Origin of the sequence: Caballeronia sp. LZ003, from assembly GCF_031451465.1 — a bacterium.
Lineage (GTDB): Bacteria > Pseudomonadota > Gammaproteobacteria > Burkholderiales > Burkholderiaceae > Caballeronia.
On the sequence record NZ_JARUXJ010000232.1, the window covers coordinates 34,243 to 52,739 of the forward strand.

Consider the following 18,497-nt stretch of genomic DNA (forward strand, 5'->3'; position numbering starts at 1 on the left):
TTCGCGTGATCAAGTAGATGGGCCGCCGAAGCGGACGAATTCGATGCGCATAAGCGGCGCGGTCGAAAACATTTGAGCAAGCGGTTCTTGCTGAAATGCTCTCATGCGCGAGCGAGAAAGGTTAAGGGGCGGAAGAAAGGATGCCAGCCCCCATAAGGGGACTGGCCAAGGTTAAACGTAAGCAGCTTGTGCTACCGCGTCTTGAATCTCGACGTCGAGCGAAGCGGGATCGTTGAGCGCGACTTTGAGACGCGCATTCATCGCATCCACATCGGCAATGCGTTCGATCCAGCCGCGACCGTACGTCTGGTGCGCGTATTTGCGAAAGCCGTTTTGTCGCTCCGGCTGATTCAGACCCAGACGATGCAGCAGGTCCGTCATCCGGTGCCGCTTTTCGTCCAGCGTCTCGTTCGGATCAGAGTCGTCTGCGTTGTCAACTGATCGTGCGCGATCACCCGTTGCTTGCCCGTCCGATGGAAGCGCTTGATCGACGATCGATTGCATCGTGCCATCCGATTCGATAAGCGCCACCGCACGACTGGCGGCGTCAAATGCCGGCTGGGCCTCCTCTGCGCCATCCAGCAACGCGCCGAGGTCAATGTCGGCATCGAGCACTGTCAACATCTGCTTCTGACGAACGGGCTGGCCGTTGTCGTCAATCCGCGTGATGTCGAACTCCTTCTTCGAGAGCCAGAAGCGTGTACCGGTGAGCCTGCCGCGCGCGAGCGCCACGGTTTGCATCGCCGAATAGGCCTTCTGCAACACGTAGATGGAGTTGGTTGGCAGCTCTATCAGACCGAGCCCCTTCACGTCGGGCACAGCGAACAGGAAGTTCGCGGTCAGATTGCATTTGCGGTCCTGATATTGCGGACAGACGTGAGGGTCGCAAACACCGTCGGGAATGTCGTCATCCTGCCGATGCACAACGAGGCGTCCACCAAAAGATCGACGCGTGCGTTGAGCACGTGCGTCACGTTCGACCGGCGCGTACGTCTTGCAGTAGCGCTTGCCGTCGCGATCGTACTCCGAGAAGTACTGCCGTCCCGTGGTCGTGTATGCCGCCATTTGATTGGGCACGTTGCGCAGCCAATCGTCAAACGCGAACATGACCGGGAAGCGATACAACTTCAAACCCTGTCCGCGATCCTCGCCATACAGCCGCAGGATCTCGTCGGCCGTGTCCGGGTTCGAGAAGTCCGAACGTCTGCAAACGAAGTACGGCACATTCTTCGGCACTAGCGCGTTACGAAGCTTCAACGTCGTTTCGATCAGCTTGCCGATTGCTTCGAAAGAGTCGCCGGCTGCTACCCGCTCGTTGTAGAGCATGACCGCGCGCTCGTCTTGCTGATGCGTGCGCGTGAGCACTTTGATACCGGGTCGAATCTTGCCGATCGTGGGCGGCCGAATCGCTCGCTCTTCGACCAGACTGCGCGGCGCGTGATCGAGCATCTGAACAGCAGCGTTCATGACGGTTTCCTTGCGAGAAAGAAGATAGCGTTTGTCCGCAGGGTTTCGGCCTGAGATTGCATCTCTCGGGCCACAGCACTGCCGCGACGTTCGCCGACATGGGAAATAAATACAGAGCGCTCGGCGTCGCTGAACATCGCGACTCGGGCAACTTCGCAGCGCTCACGCCAGACGGAAGACATGGTGTCTGCCTGATCGCGTTCGTTGTCGATTTGTTGCTTGATAGCCTCAGCTATACGTTGATTGAGGCGGTTGGGCAAAAGCATGAACACCTCCGATGAGAAAGGTCCGTTCGCAGCACGCGAAGGACGAAAAAAAAGCCCGCTCCCGTGAGGGGGCGAGCTTCTTGAGATCGATAGAGGGACCTACGCGCCACGTCCCTTCTGGGGACGTGGCGTGCAGGGAGCGGCCGGCAAAAACTGGGGTCGCTCGGTCAGAGAACGTAAAGTCGTTCTCGCGCGGCATGGTCACGCCGCGCAACAGCCCTTTTTCGGAATTTCTTCCGCCGCAGGATTCACGGATCAGCCAACTTCGATCGTTCTACCAGAACAGGCGCTGGAGAGAGACCACCCGAGAACTCCGGGTTCGAACGATGTACCGGCGCAAATGAATGCAGGCCAAGGTACGAGTATCACGGCTGAAAACGGGGAGTGTGTAGCGAGCACACTCAGCACAAGGAAGATTTCCACACCGGTAGCTATCCGGTCGGAGCATGCCAGACGCACATGGCGGGCACGGCTTGGGAGAAAAAAGACGGACTCCGGGCTGGAGTCGAGGTCGATGCGTCGGTGACGCGGGGAATGAAGTTGAGTATCCGGGTTATTGGCACCTGTGTACGGCGGAAAGCTCACGAAATTCGTATAGCTTTCGCCTGCAAGACACTTGTCTAAACAATGAAAATTCTATGTGAGAGAGAACACAGACACACTGAGAACGATTATGGCTGTCATCGACATGGAAGTGCCAGACGAAGAACCGAAACGCTCCGCCCCACTCGGCGACGATAGCCCCGGCGAGAGCGGGCTTCGCCCTCTTAAACGGCTCACCAGTGACAGCCGTCTCGATCGAATCAATGGCGATACCCTCGCGCAGACGGAATTGCCCTATCACTCGCTCTTCGCACGCGATTTCTTACGCGGCAATTTCAATTTTGCCGCCGCGAAAATGACGGTCGCTCGTGGCGGCAAGTTGATCGCTATCGAAGCGGAATTTCGCATTGCCGAGGCATGGTTCAAGAAAGCGATCGCCTGGGCAGACGCCTTGCCCAAACGCCAGACCATCGTGTATCCGGAAATGGTGACGCTGCAAATCAAGCATGCGATGTCGGGACGGCTCGTGCGCCTGCTCACCATCTATGACCAGCTCTTCCTGAAAACAACAGCAAGTCTGCTTGCCCGCGCGATCAGCGCAGAGAGCCGACAAAGTACGTTGGACGCTGGCGAGGCGCGCATCAAGAAAATTGCCTACCTGTGCATTCCCGACAACGACCAATTTGCACCCGAAGGCGTCCTGCTGCCGGGCTCAAACAACAAACACTGAACGCTTTCTGCAGTGTAGCGCTGGCGACTCGATATCGCTTTGCGCCGGCGACGCTCGACTTGATACAAGGGAAAGGGACTTTAACCTATGGACCTACGCGACATTCAACGACTGCATGCGCAGTTCGCACCAGACGCGATGACGATCGATCTACCTCGGCAAATCGCTGCGCTTCCGTCGCCGGTGGCTGTCTCGGCCGACGACAAGGCACCCACAATCAAACTGCGGCTACCGCAGGCCGCGCCTGTCGTTCGCCGAAGCGTCGTCGCACTGGCTATTGCTGCCGTCACGGGTATGGCCGGAATGGGAGCGGCTTCGTTGTTCAAGTCGCTTGGCACAACCTCCGCACACCAATCGAGGTCCCCGACGATTACTCGCGGACAATCTGATTCAGTCAAGGCCGAAACGCTGGCACAGCCCGCAGGTGCATCGGCCAACCGGCCGATCGATGCAGAGCCGCCTCATCCGGTCGCAATGACGCCGGTGCTTACGGGAAAGGACATCGCTGCTCTAGCGCCCGTCGGCCTTACTGCGGATCAATTTAAGAGCTCGCTGAGCAATACAGGCGGTTCAGCAACCAGCGCGGCGATCGCCAAGCCGAGCGCTGCTCTGGCGAACGACGATCAACGGGCGGCGGCCTCGCCGATCCATCAATCCCGTCGTGATGCCGCTGTGGAGCATGTGGATTCACTCAACAAATCGGCGACATCATCGATCGCCACCCCGTCGGCGACTCCGGCGCCTGCTGCCGTGCCCGTACAGTCCGTGCCACAAACCTCAGCGGATGACCACCCGTCATCCTCCAACACGGCACAACCCCGCTCGCACAGCTACCGTCGACACGTATCCCGTCCGCGCGACGATGTAAGTGACGGCGACGCTGCAACGGCATCCGCCAAGAAGAGTACGCCTGCAAGTCGTGCCAGCACGAACGAAGTGCAAATGTTCTAGGAATCGACACCATGAAAACCGAATTCAATATCACGCTTATCGCGCGCGGCTGCGCCATCACTGGCGACATGGTCGTGGATCACGGCATCTCGTGCTTCGGCCTCCTCGACGGCGGCATCATCTCGACGCAGGGCCTCCTGCACGTCGGCGAGGGCGGACTCGTCAAAGGCATGGCCCAAGGCGAGCATGTCCGCATCGACGGGCGCGTCGATGGAGACGTGCACGCGCGTGGCTCGCTGGAAATCAACGGGCAGGTATCAGGCGACATCTTCTATTGCGGCACGATCCGGCTTGGGCCGCGCGCGGCGCTCAACGGCACGCTCAAACGCGTGGCGCGCATGCTGACCATAGAGGCCGAGACTGGCTCGGACAGCGCGCTATCCGCACCTTCTAAGAACGAGTCGTCAATCAACGAGCGCAACGATTCCAACGTAACCGATATCTCGCGCGCGATCGCGTGAGTCCGTCAAGGCTGATTATGCAACCTAGAAAACTCACCTCGCGTTTCGCGCTTGTGCTTGCCCTCTCGTCGCCGCTTCTTGTCAGCATCGCTGGCGTTCAAATCTGCACAAGTAGTGACGCGCTCACGGCTGCCCTATTCCATACGAAGGATCTTGAGCGCCTTTCCGATCTTCGGGCTGATCTGGTAGTCGTCCCGTCCGCTTCGCAATCCATGTTGCTTGCCAGACACGGCTTTCATTCGACCGCCGAGCTTGACGCTCGATTCAACGAGACACAGAGCGAGGTGCGCGAGTTCGCCGAAGGTGTTAAACGATCGACCTTCATGATGCTCGCCACCGTCCTCGCTGCATTACTTTCAACCTGTGCTACCAGCTTGGCGCTGACGCGCCGCAACTAAGAGACCGTCAAGCATGAACACATCTGGAGACGGCGGCGCAGGGCCCTCCCCCGAACGCGCTGAATCGGACGTGACTAATAACTCACGCGCAATGGCTTGGAAGACTAAAAACGTCTGTTGATTTGCCGATAACGGGTTGACAATATTGCGGAATCGACCGTGAAGCCCATTGAACCAATTTTTGATTTTCCCGCCGTTACGTGGGACGCGGCCGCGCAAGAGGCGGCATTTGAGGGACGCTGCTTTTGCATGCTCGATACAGGAAGACTCGTCAATAGCCACGCGATGCCCATCGACACGCCACACTGGAACCGACCAGCTTACCGGTCTGCCGCGCTCTACGAGCGGGCATTGCAGCCGAAAGCTTAAGCGGCACGCTCGGATTCAAAACGGCCGTGGTGAGTTGGCGAGTCCGGTCACCATACACTGCCGCCTGTATGGTATTGCGAAGGTACGGCCAAGATACTGTGCGAGATCGTCAGGCAGATGGCCTTCATGATCGGTATCTTCAACCTCGCCCGCGATCCGCTTCAGGATGTCCGCCGCGCGTATGCCCAGCCGCATCATGAGCTGTTGCGACCACAACATCACCGCGTCGAACTCTCCACTCACGACAAACATCACGAGGACCGGCGGCGGTGCCTGCCTCCTGTTAGGCAACGCGTGAAGGTCTGCCCAACTGGCGCGTACATTCAGCTCGCCCGGACCGTCGGCCAATGCCAGCAGTTCGATCGCAAAATCTTCGCATTCGGGGCTCCCTGTCATCCGACCGGTCATTCTTGATTGAACGGTTACCTGGTCGATGGCGTCGTTGGGCACGCGGACGATTACGTTTTCGCCGCACTGGTTCAAGGCAGCGAGCGTCTCCGCGATACCACGGGTGTCTACTGCGTCGAAATCGACGTGTGGAGGCGTCATGGTGCCCCGTTGCACGCCCGAAAAATCGGGTGCCAACCAAAGACCAAGAACCTGGTGGAATGTCGACATGACGCGGTCCTCCAACGGGCGGAAGTGCCAGTCAACGGTATAGACGATATTTTGGGATGTTGCTGAGCGTTTTGGGGTCAAGATGCGCTCTCACCCAGCCGCCGCACGTTCAGGCGCTTACGCTTCTCGAAATTATGTGCATGGCAAGATGCGCGCGCGTTGGTCAGGCAGCGGCGGCAACCGAGGCCAACTGAGCTTCTGCGACAAAACGGGATTCAAAGTTTTTTGACGTACCCGAAATCATCAAGGACTCTCGCGCACGCGTCATGGCCACGTAGAACAAGCGTCGTTCTTCTGGCTCGGTAGACTTTGGATCCGGCACGACTGTCTCCTCGCTGCGCGCAATCCAGACGTGGTCCCACTCCAAACCCTTCGAACTGTGCATCGTCGTCAGGATAAGCGCGCCCGGTGTTGGCTCATTGTTGACCTGACGGAGAAAAAGCAGCCGCTCCGCAAAACTGCCCGAAAGTCGCGATAGGACGTCGTTGGTTGCCCCAATCGCGCGGATGGCGGAATCTTTCTTTGCGTATTTCAACATCCACTCGGACACGCCAGAGAGTGTCAAGGAGTGGAACTTGCGATCGCATAGGCTCTGCCATTCGGCAAGCCGCTTCATAAATTCACGGTAGTTCGTCGCGACGTCTTCTGGCAGCCCGAGCGCCACCAACTCGGCACGCCCTTTCTGCGCCAGCTCGGCGCCCATGTCCGTGTGCAATGCGCGCAGTTGCTGCGCGGTGAGGCCCAAGTGGGCCAGCACGGCATCGAGGCCCGTATCCTTCACTCGCTCAACGATCTCGAGCAGGTTGCACATCAGTGCGCCTTCGGGTCGGCTCAGCACCGACGCGCCCGAGGCGCGGTAATACTTGATGCCGTGAGACCGGCACGCCGCTTCCAACGGATCGAGGATGCGATTTGTACGCGCGAGGATCGCGCAAGACTGTCCTTTCGCAACAAGCGGCCCGAGCACTTCCACAGCGGCCACCGCTTCCTCGTATTCGTCTGGATGACGTGAGCTCAACACGTTCCCGCCCGCGCCTTTCTCCGAGCGAAGCATTTTGGCGATGCGGTCGACGTTATTGCGAATGACCCGATCCGCCGCCGAAAGAATCTCCGCGCGGCATCGATAGTTACTGCCAAGCACAACCGGCTTGGCATCGAACGCCCGAATAAACGACTCCATGCCGCGATAGCCAAGCGCCTCGCGAAACGCATAGATACTCTGATCATCATCCCCGACCACCGTGACGATCGACCCTGCCTTTGCGTGCAGCTCGATCCAGCGGTACTGAAGCGGATCGGTGTCCTGGAACTCATCGACGAGCAGATAGGTGAACGCGTAAGGCAGGATCGTGCCGTTTTCCATGCCCTCCACCGCAAGCCTGAGCATGTCCTGGAAATCGATCTTGCCGTTGCGGGCCAGCGCGTCCTGATACGCTCGATACAACTCTCCGTCATCGGAGTTCGGGTCGCACCGGCCAAAGTTGGTTTTGATCTTCTCGATCGTTGGGATGACGTCCTCGGCCTTGCCCTCGCGTCCAAGTTCCTGCATGACGCGGATCAGCAAGCCAAGACGGTCGCCATCCGAGGCGATATCCAACGGCCGCGCGCCAGGACGCTTCAATTGCTTGAACGCAAGCGAGTGGAAGGTGCCGGCGATCAGCCGCTTCTTAACGGCGTCGCCGGCGGCGGCGAGGATGCGCTCGCGTAGTTCAAGCGCTGCGTCCTTGGAGAACGTGACGGCGCCAACCATCGAGGCGCTCTCTTGCAGCAAGAGGGCTGCTTTTGTGGCGATCGTTTTTGTCTTACCCGCGCCCGGGCAGGCGATCGCCACACAATGCTGGCGCAACTGGGCGACTTCCCGTTGCTGGGGATTGAGTTCGTCCAGCATCGCGCCTCCTTAGTTACCGCGCACCGTGGTCATCAACTTCAGATGCGTCATGTAACCGCGAATGCCGAGCGGGTTGAAGCGCTTGAGGAAGTTGACGGCTTCGTCATCGACGTCGGACTGATCACGGATGCCGTTCCAGACCATGAAGTCGAAGTGATCCATCGCCCGATCAAACTTCATGATCGCGCTGAGCACGCGCATCGAGAAGCGCGAGTAAGCCTCTACCTCGATGTCCATCGCTGGCATCGGAATCGTCGGCTCGAACACGAATTCCTTGTTCGCGCGAAGCTCGGCTTCCTTTTGCTGACGAAAGCCTTCGGATACGCGCAGTTGCTCGTCGACATAGCTCTCGATGCCGCCCAGCAGCTTTTCGAGCGCGCCATTCACGACTTCCTTGTCGCTCTCACCGAATGTCGACCGGCCAAAGCGTTGCATGTTGATGCTCATGCGGTTGATGTACGGCCACCACTGTTCGAACAGCGGTTTCAAGCGCGTATGGTTCAAGCGCACGCGTGCCGTCACGACTGCCGCCCCCGAAAGCTGACGGTCCAACAGCTGCCGACCGATCTCACGGCGCCGCTTGATGATGGCAATACGCTCAGCGGCGGGCAGGTCGCGGAACAGTTTGCGCGTTTTCGCGACCTCCGCCCGCTTCATCTGTGCATCATCGGTCGAAATCACGCCTTCCTTCTGGAGACGGTCCGCGTCCGCCTCCATTTGCGTGAGCTCACGCTCGAGCTCGCCATCGTCCGCACCATCGGTCGTGAGCGCAGCTTCGCCGGTACCGTGTTCCAGCGCGAGCAGCGCGACCTTTTCTTCATTGCCGGGTTCGACAACAGTGCTCATTACGCCTCTCCTATCGGACGCATCGGTCCGGTTTCGTCGTTGGGATTCAGGCGCGTGATCGCGCCGCCTATGCTTACATTGTTGCGGGCTGGAGGGCTCAACAACGTCTGAAACAAAGGCTATTTCGAGCGCCTTTCGGGATAAGGGAATAACGCTGAGGCCAAGGCACACGTAGGCCACCGCAGCGCTTGCTGACGGTGGCGATGCGTGGAAGGGGCCTGCGGAGCTCTGCGCGCAAAATTGGCGCATGGGAAGAGACTGCTGTCGGTGAGACGAAAGGCATGAGGCGTGCCTCGCTGGCGTTCGTAGTGTGCCAACGTCGAAGCCGCCAGGAATTATCATGATAATGCTGGATTCGTGGAAAGAGGCACGAAAACGCATCTCTTTCCCCGCCCCGCGCATCCAACGATTTCTATCTGAACGACTGGAAAGACTCAGCCGCTTTCCACAGGAGCGCGCCCAGCATCGCGGCAACGGCGACCCAATAACCGGGCAGCACAGGAATCGGCACCACCAGCACGCCAAAGAGGGTTCCGGTCACAAGCAGCAGACCGTGGCCAGCAAGGTGGAATGACAGTGGGCTCACGAACCCGGCTGCCGACGCTTTGATCTTTCGCCGAGCAGTCCCATCGATGAACATTCCAAACGCAAACAGCAGCGTTCCGACGATCCACATCTTCATGACCATCGCGCGTAACGTCATACGGTAGACAAGCAACCAGAAGTTCTCTGTCCACGTGTGAGCGAAGCTTGAAAATCCGCCATCGTTCATGCCGCCGACATTGCCGGAAGCGCTCAGTGTGCGATGCAACAGCCCACTGTCTACAAACGCGTGGCGGAAAGCCTCGTTGGCATGCCGTACGGCTTCGTCGGCCCGCTCTTGCCCGACGGAGGCGACCAGCGAGCGAGACTCAGCTTCGGGTACCTCGAAGAGGCTGCGCTCGGGAATAGCGGGCATTACTGCAATTGACAACACAGGGACGAGCAAAAACCAAATCTTCAGGTGCGATCCAAAGCGGCTAGCCATGCAGCACCTTCACGAGCGCAAGCAACGGAACGGCCACGATTGCGAGAAGCCCGCCCCAAAACAGCATTGGCCGTGTCTCCGCGATCGTCGCGAGTGCATAGCAGCGGGCGCCCGCGCCGTAGGTAAATTCTTCGGGCACCCCAGCGTGGACCTCACCGTCAAAAGCCCCGGCCATGTCACAGGCGCGCTGAGCCGTACGGAAATCAACTCCCGACAGCTTCGCTATGATCGTAACGGTGAGCGACATCATATTCCTCGAAGTAACGGCGGAAGGTCTCGCCATGCAGAACCCGTGCGGCGAGCTGAAACGCGGCGGTCCGCTCAGTGATCTCGTCCGGACAACGTTCCTCAACCATCTCCAGGTGGTGCTCGACGTGGCGAGCCTCGAAAGCTGAAATCGCTTCGACCATCGGGCACCACACCGAGACTTTGTCGCCGTGGCGTGCCACGTAACGACGGGCGTAAAGTGTCAGCGCCTTCTCGAACAAGCCTTGCATGAAGGCGATATGCGGATCGCCCTTGCGCTTCGCGCGTTTGTAGCCGTCGAGCGCTGACTCGATCATTTCAGCGGCCAAGGGCCCCTTGTCTCCCATAAACCGCTCACCGACGAAATCGGCCACTCGCGAGCACGCGAGCTCGAGATCAGGTGCGACATTGAAGACCTGAATGAGCCTATGCGAAAGCTTGTGGTCGCGAACGATGTTTTTGTATGCAGCGGACATAGTGTTTAATTAGCCTTCGATGATGGGAATTCGACCCTGATACACGGCACCCCCTGAGATGCGCATGAAGTACTGCAAATTCGGCAAGCTATGAAGCAGCTTCACAGGAATCAGCGGCACCTTCTCCAGTTGGATCGAGCGCGACTGCGAGCCACTGAATTCCAGTGCATGGGCCTCGGTCGTGGTGTTGGTGCTGTTCGAGATGTTGATCACTCGAATCGCTGTCTCGCCCACCTTGTCCGAGAACCACTTGGCGGTATCGCTATCTTCCAATCGTAAACAGACCTGGTTGTTCAAATTCCCCAAAACCTGCAGCATTTTCGCCGCGTTTCCGAGTTTCGCTTCGAGGTCGGCACGTGCCTGGAAGGCAACAAAGGCTTTGAATCCTGCGCCACGTCCCTTGTTCAAGATCTGAATCACCTGCTCGTTGATAGCCTCGGCGATCTCGTCGATGATCAGCACGACGTCTGGCTTCACCGCGTAGAAGTTGTAAATCGCGCCGCACACGGCAGCCACATCAGACAGCGCCATCGAGGCGATCGCCTTCTGCACGATGTTGTTCGACAGCGAATCGAGGCCCATGTAGAGGACCGCCTTCTGCTTGATGATCTTGTCGATGTCCCAAATTTCCCGCTCATCCTCGAAATCGTCGGCCTTTGGCGCAAGCATTAAGCCGGTCTCGCCGGTGGCCAGCATTTGGAGCAGCGGCAAGGCGGACGCAATGATGCGCATGTAGTGTTCGCGATCATGTGTGTGTGTCGCAATCAGGCCGTCGATGGTTTCGTGGCCCCGATCGTGCGCAGCGAACCGCTCGAGATAGAGCTTGGCCATGCCGTCGGCGAGCGACACATCGTTGCGGCGCTGCGCGTCCTTGACCGTCGACGCGACTGTGAGCTCTTCCCAGTTCGTCAGGCCGTTCTCAACGAAGAAGCGACGAAGGCACCGCTCCATCAGCGTGCCGATGCCAGACTGCGCGTATTTCAGGATCGAGCGCAGGTTCGGCTTATCGCCCACGTAGAGTTCGCCCTTGACCGCACGGTCGATGAACAGAAACGCGAAATCGCGGAACGGGCCCTCTTCCATCAATTGGGCAATGCGAGAGGGAATTTCCGAAGGCTGGGACCAGTTCTCAAGCGGGTTGAGGCGGATCGACTCGTTCGGCTTGGCCTGATTGAAATACAAAAACTTCCGGCCGGCGCGCGCACATTCCTTTTCAACGCGCTTTTTCCACTCGTCATCGTTCTTGGGATCGACGATGATGAGCACGTCATTCGGGTTGTGAATGACCTGGGTCGAGATGACTTCGTAGGTGCGGGTCTTACCTGCACCTGTGGTCCCGCCCACTAGCGTGTGACCGCCCATCGCCTTGTAGTGGAACGGCACACGGACTTTCTTCGGTTCCATGCCGTGAATCCACGACGAGCCCTGGGGCATGCGATCGCGCACGCTATCCTGAGGACCAAAAAGTCCCTCGATGCGCGCCTCGACACGTCGGCCGATTTCCGATTTCGACAGCCATTTCGGCAACGACGGAATGTCTGTGACGGGCATGCGAAGAATCTCGTGCGCGATCTGGGTATGCTTCTGCGTCCACTCGAAACCTGTCCCCAGATACATCGAATCCGCTTGCTTCTTCATAAGCTGCTGCGTCGCAAGCAGCTTATCGATATGGATCTTGCTGAGCCACTTCGTGGAGATCGCCATGCGAAAGCTCAAGGCTTTCCAGACCTGAAAGCCTCGAATCAGCAGTATGAGAGCGCCTACGAGCGCGAATGCCCAGCCGTAGGGCATGCCCGACAGCAGGATGCCGATGATCAGTAGGGGCCAAAGGAGGAAAGGCCGGAATTCGTAGATCGGACGAAAATGATTGACGTACTTCATGCGGCCGGGCGCTCCGAGATCAGTCTGCCCGCGCGCTCGACGATGCAGATATCGTTTCCGTGGGCACGCAGGAGCAGACTGCGCTTCTTGAGTTGCTCCACCAGCGTGTCGCTGGTCATACCGTATGCACCGACCAGACGTTTTTGCACCGCCAAGCCCTTCTCTTCCCAGACCACCTTTGCCTTGCCGGAGGCCACGTCGCCGGCGAGCGCCTTGAAGAATTCCTTCATCATCGCTGAGCCGGGACCGAGGATCTCATTTAACTCGTCATCCGTTGGACCGCTCTTGGATGCGTTGCGGCGCGTTTGGGTACGCGCCGCTGCAGGATCCACAGCCGCGGGCCGCTGCGGCGTTGCTTCGATGTTCGCAGCGGGTTGACCGGCGGCGGCCGCCAGCGCGTCGAGCAATGGCTTCGAAAGTTGGGGCCCGGCAGTTGGCGCTGCCTGTGCCTGCTCGGAGTCGACACGCATGCCGGTGTCCTGCGATGGGACCTGCCCCGACTCCGGGGCCACTGGCGCGACCGCGGCCGAGTGGGCCGGGGCGGCACCGTGAGGAGGTTCGCCGGCCGCTGGCTGCGCCTGCGACGCGACGAACTGCGGCTCGAGCGCCAGCGCAACATTGACCGCCGAAGGTACGTCGAATTTCACAGGGGCAAACACCGCGCGTTGCGCCTTCCGCTCGAAGTCCACGGCGACATCCATCGCCTGTCGCACGACTTTATGCACCAACGCTTCGAACCCTTGAGGACTGCGTTCGGGATTGATGGCATTGAACAGGTCAGAATGCACAGCCGTATCAAGGCCCGCAAGCAATTCCGGCGTGATGACCGTCTGGGCGAGCAGCGCCGTACGCATACGCTCGCCCCTAAGCGGCGCCACACGCCGCACCACGGCGTAAGGCTTCGTGCCGATCCACGCGCCAAACGCACCATGCGCAGCGGGGTTCCACTTCTCCTGGTCCGCCTGCCTGACGAACTCGAAGTGGCGGAACGGCTCGTCCAGCAGTGAACAAGCAGCCGCCAAGAACACCGCGTAGTTGTACTGCGGCTCGAGCTTGCGTCGCTTATCCGAAGTCAGGTCGGCGGCAAACTTTTGGCCGCCCGCCAGCCGCATTGCGTAAAACGTCGATTCGATAGTCGCGCGGAACGCTCCGCCCGGCTCGCAATGCAACTCAGGCGTGAGTGGCATCGACGAGAACCACATCGCAGTACGGCGAAGCACCGATAGCCACCTACGGGCGAACTCCGCCTCGGTACTTTCGTTGGCGCATTGCCGCACCAGTTCGATCCGCTTCAGATGGGTCGCGAAAAGCTCTTCGGCCGCGATTGGTTCGTGCATCGCGCCCATCACAGACCTCCCTTGAGGAGCTTGAGCGGGCCAGTTCCGGTCGCGGTCGCACCTCCGCCGAAGATCGTCGCAAGCTTCGGGATTTCAAACGACAGCAAAAGCACGAAAATCGAAAGGTCGATGACGTAAGCGCCATTCATAGTGGTCGTGCCGCCGACCTGCGTTGCTTTCGTTATTGCCGATGAGATCGACTCCCCGACAAGCTTGACCAAGATTGAGACGACGACGACATACATGCCGGCGCTAATCATCCAGTCGAGCCACTTCTTGAAGTAGCTGCGCGTGTACGACGAAAAGCCCAGTGCTATGGCGATAGGCCCCAGCACAATGCCCACTGCCGCCTGGACTTGGCCAATCGCCGTGAAAAAGACGAAAACGATGGAGGCAAGGCACATGGCAGCTGCTGCTATCACCAAGCCGATGACGTCCGCAAGCGACCCGCCGAGGTCCATTAACCCGAAGATCGAAAACTTGCTTTTCACCGCGTCGAACATGACGCCTGCCAGCTTCGCCATGGCGGCGCCCACCGATCCGTTCTCGCCCCCGCTTATATGCGCCGCCAACTGCTCAAACCAGGTCCAGAAGCCCGAGGCCGACGTGCTATAGCCAAGGTAGAGCGCGACAAAAATGCCGAGGGTCGCCAGTTCCTCAAACAGGTCGACCCAAGCCGAAATCGGGTGATTCGTCCCCGCGAACCGTACGCCCATCAGTACCAGCGAGATCACCCCGAGGCCCCATGCGAACTTGTTGGCTTCGTCCATGACGTTGGCACTCGCCGAGACGGCTGTGGCGACGACGTTGCCGAGCAAAACATGGATTTGGTTCGCCGCGCTCGCCGCGCCGTTCGCAAAGTCGCCGTCTTTGCTCGCGACCGCATTTCCTTTTGCGGAGCCGGTGGAGCCCGACGTTCCAGATGGAGTAGCAGTCGTCGCTATGTTCGTCGTGCTCGTTGTCTGACCAAGCGCCATTGTCGACGTGCCCACGACGCCCACAAACGCTACGATGAAAGAAAGAAGCAGAGCGCGTACTCGCTGCATAACTCTACGGTTCATCACTGCCCCAACTTTGTTGCCGAGCCGATCGATGCATCAAACGCGGCTCGTTCGCGGTCCTGCTTGGCCTTCAAGGCGGCCTGCGCGTTGTTGTTCACTTGTTGCTCTGCGACCGTTGCCGAGTCCTTCACGGCATCGCTACGCTGTTTCGCTGCCATCAACGAGAGCAGATCGCTGTTCTGGCTGGAGATGATGTCCAGCATGTGCGTGGTCAGCTGCGCGGTTGCCTCCATCGTCGGCGACATGTTCAGTTGGTCCTGGATCTGCTGACGGCGCTGCGCAAGCGTGCTCACATGCGACATCACATCATTGCCCTGTTGAAAGAGCTGCTTGGCCGTCTTGTCGTTGCTTTGCAGCAGCGTGTTTTGGTCCGCGAACCACTGATCGGGTGTTTTGCCCGATTGCGTAATCAGCGACTGGACCTTCGTTGCGTACTCCGCGTTGCTTTGCAGCCCGCCATAGAGGTCTTTGAGCGCGTCCGTATACTTCGAGAGGCTCGTGATGTCGCTGCTGATGCTGTTGAACTGCGCCAGCATCGCCGCAGGGTTTAGGTTGGTCGCCTGCTTAAGTTGATTGAGCATCATCTGGTACTGATAGACGAGGTTCGAGTCCTGATAAACCTCACCCTTGACGGCGGCAGCCGCCGTCATCGTGTTCTGGATGAAGTTCGATGCGTCGAACACCGGCATATTCGCATTGGCTTGCTGAACAAGGCTGAGTGTCAACACGCCGGTGGCTGCGATGCAGCGAAGCAGTTTTTTCATCATGGCGGTACCTTCTAGGTGAAGCGTTAAGCGTTGACGAGTACGTCGCGCACGTACTCCTCCTGCCACTGGGGGCTTCCGGATTTGACGTGCTTATCAAGAAGCGCCTGAGCCCGGCCGTCCGAGCGGAGGTAGGCAAGCGCTTCTTTCGGAAATTGGGCCTGCAGTATCCGGCTCTGTTTGGCCGTCACCCATAGGTAGTCGCGGTTCGGTACCGCGTCAGAGATCATCTTGATCTGATGCGGTGTGAGACCGAACACGTCGCGGTACAGGCCCTGGTTATTGATCGCGTCGCTGTTCGGCAGATAGATCAGGTTCGGGATGTTCTCTTTGAGAATCTCGAAGTTGGGCACCCGCGCGAGCTGTCCGAGCGATTGTGTCGCCATGAGTAGCGCCGCATTGAGCTTTCGGATCGTCACCGCCCAGATTTCAAGTCGCGCGTAGAACTTCGGGTAGGTGAAGAAGAAGCCGGCTTCTTCGATTTCGATCACCGTGTAGCGCTTGCCGTCGAGGATCTGCGCGATGCGATAGAACGCGTAGTCCATGAACAAGGCAGCGGCGACCGGGTAGTTCTGGAACAGGTCGCCCATCTCGATAGACAAGTCATCGGAGATCGCAAACCCGTCTTCGGCATGGTCGAAGAACTTGCCGTTCTTGTTGCCTTCGGTCCAGACCTGAAGCCGCTCGCGCAAGTCTGCCGAAAGAAGCGTGATGAGGCTCGACAGGCGCCACTTCTCAGCGGGGAAGCCCAACGCCAGCGTCTTGATCCGGTCGTAGATTTCCGTCTGTTGCTGTGGCGTGCAGTTGTAGTCCTCGTCTTCGATGGCAAGCTGTACCCAATCCGCAACGTAGGACCAGTGCCTTTCTTCGCCGAGCAGCGACAGCGGGTTGACGAACGTTGCCGCCTCGAAGCGTCCAGTCGCGTCGATGAACCGTCCACCGCCAAGAAGCGTTGGGATGCGGGTCGACCGGTCCTTGTCAAAGCGGATGCGGCGTGCGTCGTGGCGGCCGGTCTGCGTCATCAGGTAATTGAGGAACACAGACTTGCCCGCGCCAATGGGACCGACCACGAGGGTGTGTGCCTTGCCGCCCGGGTGATGCAAGTCGAAATACTGCAGGGTGCGATGGCGCGTTGGCAGGCAAGTGAGCGGACCGGTTTTTGTGCCGGATTGCTGTGTCAGCCACTCATTGACTTTCGAGCCCTCGCCCACGCTGCACAGCGGCGCGATATCGGACACGGCCGGTGTCTCGACGAATTGAAGGCGTCTTTGCTGATCCCAGCGGCCCGGCAGCGTCGCGCTCCACGAGGCGAAGAGGTTGGTCTTTTCCAAGATTACGCCGAAACCAGCGTTGCCGATAACGCCCACCACCTGACGGGTCGCGTCGTCGCACTCTTCCGGCGTGCTGCCGTAGACAACCACCGAGATGTTCGCGAAACCGTATTGCTGGCCTTCCGCGTCGAGCTTCGCGAGCGCGTCGCCGGCTTCCTTGGCAAGAATCTCGCGGCCTTCGTCGTTCTTCTGCTCTTCCTTCGTTGCCCACTGCTTGAGGATCGCAACCGGATTGAACGCCGCGACCTTGTAGAAGCCCCGAATCTTCTTGATATACGAGCTCGCGCGCGAGGTATCGAGAAAGCGGAACATCACACAGACATCCAGTTCCGCATCGACCTGAGAGAGCACGTCGAGCGCCGCCTCCTGGAATCCCATCCATTCCTTGATGCCAATGATGCGGGCGTACACCTTGCCGTGCGCAGATTCGAACATCAATTCGCTTGCGCCGATCGTCACTTCTGTCTCGGTCAGATGCGTGTCCAGCATCGTGACGGGGTACCGCACCCGGCGCTTGGGCGTTGAGGGGTTCGCTCGCTGGTGCAGAAACGACAGCACATTTTGAAGCTGGAGTCGCCTCATTTTGAGGCGCGTGACGCCGCCGGTGAAGCCGTCAATCACCGCCTCAAACCGCTTGATCTCGTTCCGAATCTTGGTGAGGTCGAACGCGAAGGCACTACGCGCAAGGACCGTGTCTTTCGCGGCTTCGAACATGGAAACGGCCAGGTTCTTGCCACCCACCGTCATGTGATAGCTGATCTTGTCAAAGATCCGCGAGATGCCAGTCTCCGGCGTGAAAGCGAGCGCGAGCGAGTGTGAATTCTTGAAGTACTTGCCGCTTCCGATGATCGCCTGATTGATGGCGTCAACGCGCGCGTCAGCCTCGGACGCGAACTTGCCATCGATGCCGCCGCGTACGCGACGGTGCGACATCCGCCACCACGCGGTCACGCGATGGTCGAAGTTACGGCACGCATGGTCGAGGTTATCCCGCGCCGCCGTAATGTCGCCGGGATTCGGCGAGTCCGCGTCGATGCCTTCAAACTCGAACACCGTGAGCAGCGACCCGTCCTTGTTGAGCACGAGTTCGGGCGTGACCATCGTCGCCCACGGTGCGATCTCCTGCACCGCGCGCTTGGTGAACATCATTTTCAGCATGGTTCCGCGCCTCAACATGGGAGATCCTGATCGAAACCGTAAGGACGCTTGAAGCGCGCACTGAAGCGGCGGCTCGGCCCCGGCTCATAAACGTCGGGGTAGCGGTTGTAGACGAGCATCACGACACGCCACCACGGGTCAGTCGAGCTCTTCCAGCGCAGGAAGACATGCACCAGCACGCCGACGACAAGAAACGCAGGACTCCAACTCGTGTAGCAGAGCAACGCGGTCATCGTCCCGTTGAAGATGGCGAGCCCCCGGTCTGCCCCGCCCATCTGGCGCGGCAGCGAAAGGCCCCGACTAACCTTGTGTTGGCGCATATCAGCAGGCGTTGGCCATGTGGAAGTGGCTCTGCATGATCGGAACGGCCACCGATGCGATACCGAGGCCGACGAGCACCACCGAGAAGGTCTTCGCGATGTTGCTTTCCGAATTGGCCACCGCGACGCCGCCCAGCGTGATGAGCACGATGCCGATGCCGTAGAGATACGGGCCGCTGATCAGGTTGCTGATCGTGCAGATAATGTCGGTCAAACCCGTCAGATTCGAAAAATCGCCCGCAGCCATTGCCGCAACTGACACGACGCTCAAAAGAGCGCCGACCAGCATGGACTTGCCCGGACGCAGACGTTTTGCCACCGTCGCGGCTCTGTTGAGTACCTTCTTGCCCTTCATTTGA

The 18,497-nt window shown here is 59.2% G+C and carries 19 protein-coding genes; 4 read left to right on the plus strand and 15 right to left on the minus strand.

Translation table 11 applies throughout. The annotated features are described in order from the left end of the window. Positions 1–171 precede the first annotated feature (171 nt). Together QCE79_RS35430 and QCE79_RS35435 are read right to left on the minus strand one after the other, a co-directional pair. Entirely contained in the window at positions 172–1,467 is a 1,296-nt protein-coding gene (locus tag QCE79_RS35430) for a hypothetical protein (RefSeq protein ID WP_309852744.1), read from the minus strand. Further along, positions 1,464–1,733 (minus strand): hypothetical protein, encoded by a 270-nt coding sequence (locus QCE79_RS35435; protein WP_309852747.1) that lies wholly within the window; start codon positions 1,731–1,733, stop codon positions 1,464–1,466. The genes QCE79_RS35430 and QCE79_RS35435 overlap by 4 nt, the downstream gene beginning before the upstream one ends. Positions 1,734–2,406: 673 nt before the next feature. Here QCE79_RS35435 and QCE79_RS35440 point away from each other — a divergent pair. From QCE79_RS35440 to QCE79_RS35455, 4 genes are all read left to right on the plus strand, one after another. Further along, positions 2,407–3,006 carry a DUF1845 domain-containing protein gene (locus tag QCE79_RS35440; RefSeq protein ID WP_309852749.1) on the plus strand — a complete coding sequence of 200 codons (600 nt, stop codon included), beginning with the start codon at positions 2,407–2,409 and terminating at the stop codon, positions 3,004–3,006. Between the two features lie 87 nt (positions 3,007–3,093). Continuing rightward, positions 3,094–3,957: a hypothetical protein gene (locus QCE79_RS35445; protein WP_309852752.1), complete on the plus strand. Its 864-nt coding sequence runs from the start codon at positions 3,094–3,096 to the stop codon at positions 3,955–3,957. A gap of 11 nt (positions 3,958–3,968) precedes the next feature. Beyond that, complete coding sequence (locus QCE79_RS35450) at positions 3,969–4,418, plus strand: polymer-forming cytoskeletal protein (protein ID WP_309852755.1); 450 nt, start codon at positions 3,969–3,971, stop codon at positions 4,416–4,418. 17 nt (positions 4,419–4,435) lie between these two features. Next, positions 4,436–4,816 (plus strand): hypothetical protein, encoded by a 381-nt coding sequence (locus QCE79_RS35455; RefSeq protein ID WP_309852758.1) that lies wholly within the window; start codon positions 4,436–4,438, stop codon positions 4,814–4,816. A 384-nt stretch (positions 4,817–5,200) separates the two neighbouring features. Here the strand turns inward: QCE79_RS35455 and QCE79_RS35460 are convergent, their stop codons facing one another. The 13 genes from QCE79_RS35460 to QCE79_RS35520 form a co-directional block, all read right to left on the minus strand. Beyond that, the gene (locus tag QCE79_RS35460; RefSeq protein WP_309852761.1) at positions 5,201–5,803 is read right to left on the minus strand and encodes a hypothetical protein; all 603 of its coding nucleotides are present in this window, start codon (positions 5,801–5,803) and stop codon (positions 5,201–5,203) included. Between the two features lie 163 nt (positions 5,804–5,966). Next, a complete protein-coding gene (locus QCE79_RS35465) occupies positions 5,967–7,691 on the minus strand; it encodes an ATP-dependent helicase (protein ID WP_309852764.1) in 1,725 nt (574 codons plus the stop codon). Between the two features lie 9 nt (positions 7,692–7,700). Beyond that, on the minus strand, positions 7,701–8,537 hold the full coding sequence (locus QCE79_RS35470; protein ID WP_309852837.1) for an ATPase: 837 nt from the start codon (positions 8,535–8,537) through the stop codon (positions 7,701–7,703). A gap of 412 nt (positions 8,538–8,949) precedes the next feature. Continuing rightward, positions 8,950–9,564, minus strand: coding sequence for a DUF4400 domain-containing protein (locus QCE79_RS35475; RefSeq protein ID WP_309852767.1), 615 nt, complete (start codon positions 9,562–9,564; stop codon positions 8,950–8,952). After that, on the minus strand, positions 9,557–9,814 hold the full coding sequence (locus QCE79_RS35480; protein ID WP_309852771.1) for a hypothetical protein: 258 nt from the start codon (positions 9,812–9,814) through the stop codon (positions 9,557–9,559). Before QCE79_RS35480 ends, QCE79_RS35475 begins: the two co-directional genes overlap by 8 nt. Beyond that, positions 9,768–10,286: a hypothetical protein gene (locus QCE79_RS35485; protein WP_309852774.1), complete on the minus strand. Its 519-nt coding sequence runs from the start codon at positions 10,284–10,286 to the stop codon at positions 9,768–9,770. Before QCE79_RS35485 ends, QCE79_RS35480 begins: the two co-directional genes overlap by 47 nt. A 9-nt stretch (positions 10,287–10,295) precedes the next feature. Then, positions 10,296–12,167, minus strand: coding sequence for a conjugative transfer system coupling protein TraD (gene traD, locus QCE79_RS35490; protein ID WP_309852777.1), 1,872 nt, complete (start codon positions 12,165–12,167; stop codon positions 10,296–10,298). After that, on the minus strand, positions 12,164–13,513 hold the full coding sequence (locus QCE79_RS35495; protein WP_309852781.1) for a TraI domain-containing protein: 1,350 nt from the start codon (positions 13,511–13,513) through the stop codon (positions 12,164–12,166). The genes traD and QCE79_RS35495 overlap by 4 nt, the downstream gene beginning before the upstream one ends. Continuing rightward, the gene (locus QCE79_RS35500) at positions 13,513–14,565 is read right to left on the minus strand and encodes a type IV secretion system protein (RefSeq protein ID WP_309852784.1); all 1,053 of its coding nucleotides are present in this window, start codon (positions 14,563–14,565) and stop codon (positions 13,513–13,515) included. The genes QCE79_RS35495 and QCE79_RS35500 overlap by 1 nt, the downstream gene beginning before the upstream one ends. Next, positions 14,565–15,332, minus strand: a complete 768-nt coding sequence (locus tag QCE79_RS35505) for a type VI secretion protein (RefSeq protein ID WP_309852786.1) — start codon at positions 15,330–15,332, stop codon at positions 14,565–14,567. Before QCE79_RS35505 ends, QCE79_RS35500 begins: the two co-directional genes overlap by 1 nt. Positions 15,333–15,355: 23 nt before the next feature. After that, on the minus strand, positions 15,356–17,818 hold the full coding sequence (locus tag QCE79_RS35510) for a type IV secretion system protein VirB4 (protein ID WP_309852789.1): 2,463 nt from the start codon (positions 17,816–17,818) through the stop codon (positions 15,356–15,358). A gap of 11 nt (positions 17,819–17,829) precedes the next feature. Beyond that, on the minus strand, positions 17,830–18,093 hold the full coding sequence (locus QCE79_RS35515; protein ID WP_404989488.1) for a conjugal transfer protein: 264 nt from the start codon (positions 18,091–18,093) through the stop codon (positions 17,830–17,832). Positions 18,094–18,139: 46 nt separating this feature from the next. Then, positions 18,140–18,493, minus strand: coding sequence for a hypothetical protein (locus QCE79_RS35520; protein ID WP_035967777.1), 354 nt, complete (start codon positions 18,491–18,493; stop codon positions 18,140–18,142). Positions 18,494–18,497 lie beyond the last annotated feature (4 nt).